This is a genomic window from Candidatus Methylomirabilota bacterium, assembly GCA_036002485.1.
Classification (GTDB): domain Bacteria; phylum Methylomirabilota; class Methylomirabilia; order Rokubacteriales; family CSP1-6; genus AR37.
In genome coordinates this window covers 1-6,040 of sequence record DASYTI010000144.1, presented here as the reverse complement: position 1 = coordinate 6,040, position 6,040 = coordinate 1, and the positions used below count along the sequence as shown (strand labels likewise).

7 protein-coding genes are annotated in these 6,040 nt (G+C 67.4%); 3 read left to right on the top strand and 4 right to left on the bottom strand.

The features are described 5' to 3' along the window. Positions 1 to 166: 166 nt before the first annotated feature. Complete coding sequence (locus tag VGT00_14225; GenBank protein ID HEV8532573.1) at positions 167 to 2,500, bottom strand: xanthine dehydrogenase family protein molybdopterin-binding subunit; 2,334 nt, start codon at positions 2,498 to 2,500, stop codon at positions 167 to 169. 385 nt (positions 2,501 to 2,885) lie between these two features. Between VGT00_14225 and VGT00_14220 the strand changes: the two genes are divergently transcribed. After that, entirely contained in the window at positions 2,886 to 3,266 is a 381-nt protein-coding gene (locus tag VGT00_14220) for an ORF6N domain-containing protein (GenBank protein HEV8532572.1), read from the top strand. A gap of 10 nt (positions 3,267 to 3,276) precedes the next feature. On the opposite strand, the gene VGT00_14215 is transcribed toward VGT00_14220, so the two are convergent. The 3 genes from VGT00_14215 to VGT00_14205 all read right to left on the bottom strand — a co-directional run bounded on the left by VGT00_14215 (position 3,277) and on the right by VGT00_14205 (position 4,346). Continuing rightward, entirely contained in the window at positions 3,277 to 3,696 is a 420-nt protein-coding gene (locus tag VGT00_14215) for a response regulator (protein HEV8532571.1), read from the bottom strand. Between the two features lie 10 nt (positions 3,697 to 3,706). Further along, complete coding sequence (locus VGT00_14210; GenBank protein HEV8532570.1) at positions 3,707 to 3,919, bottom strand: helix-turn-helix transcriptional regulator; 213 nt, start codon at positions 3,917 to 3,919, stop codon at positions 3,707 to 3,709. 121 nt (positions 3,920 to 4,040) lie between these two features. Continuing rightward, on the bottom strand, positions 4,041 to 4,346 hold the full coding sequence (locus VGT00_14205) for a hypothetical protein (protein ID HEV8532569.1): 306 nt from the start codon (positions 4,344 to 4,346) through the stop codon (positions 4,041 to 4,043). Positions 4,347 to 4,434: 88 nt separating this feature from the next. On the opposite strand from VGT00_14205, the gene VGT00_14200 reads away from it, so the two are divergent. Together VGT00_14200 and VGT00_14195 are read left to right on the top strand one after the other, a co-directional pair. Continuing rightward, positions 4,435 to 4,944: a DinB family protein gene (locus tag VGT00_14200; protein HEV8532568.1), complete on the top strand. Its 510-nt coding sequence runs from the start codon at positions 4,435 to 4,437 to the stop codon at positions 4,942 to 4,944. Beyond that, positions 4,944 to 6,014: an LLM class F420-dependent oxidoreductase gene (locus VGT00_14195; GenBank protein ID HEV8532567.1), complete on the top strand. Its 1,071-nt coding sequence runs from the start codon at positions 4,944 to 4,946 to the stop codon at positions 6,012 to 6,014. Before VGT00_14200 ends, VGT00_14195 begins: the two co-directional genes overlap by 1 nt. The last annotated feature ends 26 nt before the right edge of the window (positions 6,015 to 6,040 follow it).

The window sequence follows — 6,040 nt, the reverse complement described above, 5'->3', positions numbered from 1 at the left end:
CGTTCGCCTCGCGAGCGGGACAGTCTCTCCCAGATCCTCCACGGGATCGGCAGGGTGGGGTCCTCGTCCCACGGGCACCGTGAACTCTACCGCCGCTGCTCGATGCTGCGGTTCCATCATATAAGGGCAGGGTGAGGGTGGGCTCTGTTTTCCCGCATCGGGTGGACTATCCACGGCGGGCTTGCTGCATGGCCTGCCAGATGCGCGCGGGCGTGGCCGGCGCCTCGCGTAGCACGACGCCGAAGTCGGCCAGCGCGTCCTCGACGGCGTTCACGATGGCCGCCGCGCCGGGGATGGCGCCGCTCTCGCCCACGCCCTTGACGCCCAGCGGATTGATGACCGATCGGTGCTCGGTGAGGGCGACGGGGATGGACGGCACGTCGTCGGATTTCGGAATCGCGTAGTCCATGAGGCTGCCCGTCAGGAGCTGGCCCGCCTCGTCATAGACCAGGCCCTCCATGAGCCCGGCGGCCAGCCCCTGGACGGCGCCGCCCTGAAGCTGCGCCTCCACGATCGTGGGATTGATGGCGCGCCCCGGGTCGTGGACCACCGCGTAGGCCAGCAGGCGCACGAGGCAGGAATCCACGTCCACGTCCACGACGGCGGCCTGGGTGCCGAAGGCCCAGGTGACCGTGGCGGGATGGAAATAGGTGCAGGAATTCAGCCCGGGCTCGGCCCTGGGCATCTGAGGCGTGGGCTTGAGCGCCTTGGACTTGACGGCGGCCAGGGCCAGACGCGCCAGCGTGATGCTCTTGCTCGGCGTGCCGACCACGAAGGCCTCACCGCGCTCGATGCGGATGTCTTCCGGCGCGGCTTCGAGCAGATCCGCGGCCACGCGCTGGGCCTTCTGCTTCACCTCGCGCGCCGTCTGGGCCACGGCGGGGCCGGCATTGGCCATGACGCGGCTGCCGCCCGTGCCCATGCCGAAGGGGAACAGGCTGGTGTCGCCGGCGATCACGTTCACGTCCTCGAAATTGGCGCCCAGCTCGGCCGCGGCGATCTGGGCCAGCGTGGTCGCGTGCCCCTGGCCCTGCGCTGTCACGCCGATGATCACATAGACCTTGCCGCTCGGATCCACGCGAACCGTCGCGCCTTCATAGGGGCCGAGGCCCGAGCCCTGCGCGTAGCAGGAAAGCCCGATGCCGATGCGGCGATGGCCTTTCTCCTGCTTCTGGCGCTTGCGCCACTCGTCGTAGTCGATCAGGGCGAGCGCGCGCCGGAAGGAGCCGGGGAAGTCCGCCGGGTCGTACGCGATGGGCGTGCCGTCCTTGTAGACGAGGCCGGGCTTGTAGGGCATCTGCTCGGGCTTGACGAGATTGCGCAGGCGCAGCTCGGCCGGATCGATGCCCAGCTTGCGCGCGCCCAGATCCATCAGACGCTCCATGACGAAGTTGGCCTCGGGGCGTCCCGCGCCGCGATAGGCGCCGTTCACCGTCTTGTTGGTGACCACGCTCTTGCCCTGGCCGCGGAAGTGCGCCACGCGATAGGGCGCGCAGAAATGGTTCACCGTGTTGAGCGTGAGGCTCTCGCCCTCGACCGGATAGGCGCCGACGTCGGCAAGGAAGGAATCGTCCACGGCCACGATGGTGCCGTCACGCTTGAAGCCCACGCGCGCCTCGTGGATCTGATCGCGATCGTGGCCCGTGGTGAGGAAGTCTTCCCCACGGCCCGAGATCCACTTGACGGGGCGGCCCATCTTGAGCGCGGCCGCGCCCACCAGCATCTCTTCGGGATAGATGGAGCCCTTGGGGCCAAAGCCGCCGCCCACGTCGGGCACCATCACGCGGATCTGCTCGGCCGGCAGCTCGAGGACGGCGGCCAGGGAATCGCGTAGCGAGTAGGGATTCTGCGTGGCGGACCAGACGGTGAGCGTGCCCGTCTCGGCGTCGTGATATGCCAGCGCCGCGCGTCCCTCCAGGGCCACGCCCGCCATGCGCGGGTGGCGGATCTTCTCGCTGACGACGACCTCGGCCTCGGCGAAGCCCTTGTCCACGTCGCCATAGGATCCGCCGACGGGCAGCGTGGTGTTGTCGGGCCAGTCGTGAATGGCGGGCTTGAGGCGGGCGGCGGCTTCCGTGTCGGAGGCGACGGGCAGCGGCTGGTACTCGACCTCGACGGCTTCGGCGCCATCGGCGGCCTGATAGGCGCTCTCGGCCAGGACGATGGCCAGCGCCTCGCCCACGTGGTTGGCGACCTCGTGGGCCAGGACGGGCACGGTGAAGGGCCGGCCCTTGTACTGGCCGCCATAGGCCGCGGGCATGGAGCGCTTGATCTCGGGCAGATCGGCTGCGGTGAGGACGGCGGCCACGCCGGGCAGGGCCCGGGCTGCCTCCACGGCTATCTTAATGATGCGGGCATGAGCATGGCGGCTCCGCACCACGGCCATGTGCAGCGTGCCGGGGCGCATCAAGTCGTCCACGTAACGGCCCGTGCCTGTGAGGAGCCGGCGGTCTTCCTTGCGTTTGGGCGAAGCGCCGATGAGGTCCGGGGGCGGGGTCACAGAGGGGAGTGTATACGCGGGCGGGGCGCGGGCCAAGGGGCGGGCGGAGCGCCTTGGCCATCGGAGTGCCCTGGACTGATCTTGAGGTCACAATTTTGTGACCTCAAACCGACGACGGTCTTCCTGCCCGGAAATGAACGATTTGAGGTGCCAAACTGGCGCCGCAAGTTACGCTGCGCGGCCTTGGCTCACCTCGTGTATCTCGGCTGGCACAGATTGACAGTTCATATTCGTGTTGTCATAAGCAGTGCATGAAGAAGCGACTTGCGCTATCGTCGGCGCCCCGAATCGAGCGATGTATCGTTTTCGTTCGCAACCACAAGGTACTGCTTGATAGGGACCTTGCCCTGCTCTAGCGGTCTCAACCAAGCGCCTCAACGAGCAGGTGCAGCGCAACAGAGAGCGCTTTCCGTCAGACTTCATGTTTCAACTGACGTTTGAGGAGGCGGAAAACTTGAGGTCGCAATTTGCGACCTCAAGTGGAGGACATGGGGGCCGTAGGTATCTGCCGCATGCTTTCACGGAGCAGGGAGTGGCCATGCTGTCCGGCGTGCTTCACAGCCGGCGTGCCGTGCGGGTGAATGTCGAGATCATGCGGACCTTTGTAAGGCTGCGGCAGATCCTCTCATCGCATGCGGAACTGGCGAGGAAGCTAGAGGAGCTCGAGCGACGGTACGACAGTCAGTTCAGCGTGGTCTTTGACGCAATTCGAGAGCTCATGACGCCGGAGCCTGCAGAGAGTCGGCCGGTGGGGTTCCGTCCATAGGTTGCCTGGCTCACGTGGGCGGCGGCTTCGAAAACGGCGACCGGTAGTCCAGCGCCGCGCGCACTTTGTTTGTGAGCGCGGCGACGGTGAACGGTTTGGCCAGGTATGGCTGGCCGAAGGCGAGGCCGATGCCGTGGTCCGCCACCTCGGCGGGGCTGGCTCCCGACATGAACATGACCTTGATGCCGGGAAGAATGGCGCGGACCTCCTGGGCCAGCTCTCCTCCGTGCATCAGCGGCATCACCACATCCGACAGGAGCAGGTGAATGGGTCCCGGGTGCGTGCGGGCCCAGCGAAGCGCTTCGCGCGGATCTATGGTCGCCAGAACGGTATAGCCCTGCATCCGCAGGGCATCGGCCACGAAGCCCAGCATCTCTGGATCATCGTCCACGACCAGGATGGTTTCCGTTCCCGGTTGCAGCGTGGCCATACCCCTCCCTTCAGGGGGGTCCGCTCAGCGCCTCGAGCTTCACGTCGAGCGCCTTCGCCAGCCGCTCGAGAATCATGGGCGGCGGGGTACTCTCCAGCTTCCCGCCCTCCAGGATGCTGATGAAGCTGTCAGACACCAGGGCGCGCTCTGCCAGCTGGTGCTGGGTCAATCCCTTCGCCTCCCTCAGCTTCTGAACGATCTCTCCGACCTTTGTCAATGCCAAGGTAGCACTCCTATCGGCCGAAACGATGAGAACCACCGGGCCATCCTCGGCGGATAGCCGGCGCGTGCCATCGACGAGCGGCTCGAGAGCCGCTCACGGTGGCCAATCACAGAGGAGTGGGCTAGGCGGCCGGGGGGGCTCGGGGCTGGGCGGAAGCGAGGGAAAGCGGAGGGACGCGCTCGTCGTCAGGCGTGAGAATTGCCGTGAGGACATGAAGCTCGGGCCGGATCTCCAGCCTGACGATCTCAGCAACGAGGCCCGAGCCGAATGTGATCAGCCCGATGACATCGTCGAAGTCGCCGTCGTCGTACATGCCCCGGATCCAGGACGGATCCGGGGGGCTGGCCTGGGCAATCGGCGTGAGAATGCCGACGATCCCCACGAGCAGGAGCGCCAGGAATGTCGACCCCAGGCGCCTCGAACGCATGGCCCACTACCTACCCCCGCCGGGGCTTCAAGTCAAATTACCGGCCCTCGTTGACAGGCCGAGACCATCCCCCTAGACTCGGCACGACATGAGCGACGAGGAAGCGCGGATCAGGAACTACCTGGAGGCGCAGGGAGCCAAGCTCTCGCCGGCCGCCATCATCGAGAAGGTCCGCGCGGCCATGGCCGAGCTGCGCGCGGGGGCCGAGTCCGTGCCGCCGGCGCGGTTCCAGGACCGGCCGGCCCCGGAAGAATGGTCCGGCAACGAGGTCATGGCCCATGTCGTCGAGGCCGGGAACCACTTCGGCGATCAGATCAAGCGGGTGCTCGACGGGCTCGCTCCGATCGAGCCGGGCCAGGACCGGCCCCAGAAGAGCGCCGCGCGGCACACCGCGCAAGAATGGTGGGCGGTGCTCGAGCGCGACCGCGAGGTGCTCTTCGAGCGTGTCCTGCGGGCCGATCCGATGGCACGGCTCGACCAGAAGATCGAGCACGGGATGTTCGGCACGCTCACCTGGCGGGAGACCCTGCTCTTCCTTCGGCTGCACGACCTCGATCACGCCCGGCAGCTCGACAAGATTGCCGCGGCGCTTGGCTGATGCGCGTCGCCATCTCGCTCCGCGTCGCCAACGACGGCTGGGAAGATGCCAGCCGCTATGTCGTGGAGGCCGAGCGGCTCGGCGTCGACTGCGTCTGGTCCGCGGAGTCCTGGGGCCACGATGCGGTGACACCGCTGGCCTTCGTGGCCGCGCGCACCTCTCGCATCCAGCTCGGCAGCGGGATCATGCAGGCGGGAACGCGGACGCCCGCCCTCGTCGCGATGACGGCCATGAGCCTGGCCGCGATGTCCGGCGGGCGCTTTCTCCTCGGGCTCGGCGTCAGCGGGCCCCAGGTCATCGAGGGCTGGCACGGCATCCGCTTCGACCGGCCTGTGCAGCGCATGCGCGAGACCATCGACATTGTGCGCCAGGCCACGAGCGGCGAGCGCGTCTCCTACAAGGGCAGCGTGTACGAGCTGCCGCTGCCGGGGGGCGAGGGTAAGGCGTTGCGATCGGCGGCGAAGCCACAACCGAATATCCCGATCTATCTGGCTACGCTGTCGCCGAAGAGCCTCGAGATGACAGGCGAGATCGCCGACGGCTGGCTCGGCACCTCATTCATGCCCGAGCATGCGCGCGTCTTCTTCGATCACCTGGAGACGGGCGCCAAGCGCGCGGGCCGTTCGCTCGCCCAGCTCGATCTGCAGGCGGGAGGATTTGTCGCCTTCTCCGATGATGTCGAGCGGCTCATCCCCCTGCGCAAGCCCGGGCTCGCCTTCACGCTGGGCGCCATGGGCTCGCGCCAGCACAACTTCTACAATGACGCCTTCAAGCGGGCAGGCTACGAGGACATGGCCCTCGAGGTGCAGCGCCTGTGGCTGGACGGCCGCCGGGAGGACGCGGCGGCCCGCGTGCCGGACGAGCTGGTGCTCAAGACCAATCTCCTCGGCACGGAGGCCATGGTGCGCCGGCGCCTCGAGACCTATCGTCAGGCCGGGGTGACCACACTGCGTGTGGAGCCCGCGGGTGAGACGCTGGACGCTCGGCTGGCCACGCTCGGGCGCCTGCTCGAGCTCGTGCGTGGCTTGAAGGAGAACGCTTCGGTCGGCCCGTCACGCGCCGCTCGTTGAAGTCGTCCTCGATCCACTACGGCTGG

Bases quoted from the DNA above. Each gene is read 5' to 3' on its own strand.
- VGT00_14215 (HEV8532571.1), bottom strand. From the start codon at position 3,696: ATGGCCACGCTGCAACCGGGAACGGAAACCATCCTGGTCGTGGACGAT.
- VGT00_14205 (HEV8532569.1), bottom strand. From the start codon at position 4,346: ATGCGTTCGAGGCGCCTGGGGTCGACATTCCTGGCGCTCCTGCTCGTG.
- VGT00_14200 (HEV8532568.1), top strand. From the start codon at position 4,435: ATGAGCGACGAGGAAGCGCGGATCAGGAACTACCTGGAGGCGCAGGGA.
- VGT00_14195 (HEV8532567.1), top strand. From the start codon at position 4,944: ATGCGCGTCGCCATCTCGCTCCGCGTCGCCAACGACGGCTGGGAAGAT.